We start from the raw sequence: 393 nt of genomic DNA on the forward strand, positions 1-393 counted from the left end.
GTTGCATATCAAACGGCATAAAGTTGCCGTCGATATCCACACCCGTAACCTGAAGCTGACCAAACAACTGCGGGCTTTGCACATCACCACCCAGACGCAAGTTGGCACTCACCATCCCCGCTGCTTTTTCCCCACGGGTAAAGATGGGGTTTATCATCGCAAGGTTGAAGTTACGGATATTGACGTTGCCACCAAGATTACGGCGGCCTTGCGGATCGGTCACCTGCACCTGTCCATCAAACTGGCCGTTATTGGTCAGGCGGATGGTCCAGCCCAATTCGGCACGGTTGTTACGCAATTCCGCCGTCAGATTCAGTGTCTGAAACGCCACGGGCAGCGCCGCATCGTTGACGGTTTGCGTTACCTGCACGTTACGCCCCGAAAGGGTGATAC

Annotated in this window: 1 pseudogene; it reads right to left on the bottom strand. The window is 54.7% G+C overall.

Features of this window, described 5'->3' with window-relative positions:
- Positions 1–393, bottom strand: a pseudogene (locus V5P19_RS23035) (translocation and assembly module TamB); the annotation flags it as partial.

This window comes from Enterobacter sp. UNJFSC 003, from assembly GCF_036903355.1.
GTDB lineage: Bacteria > Pseudomonadota > Gammaproteobacteria > Enterobacterales > Enterobacteriaceae > Enterobacter.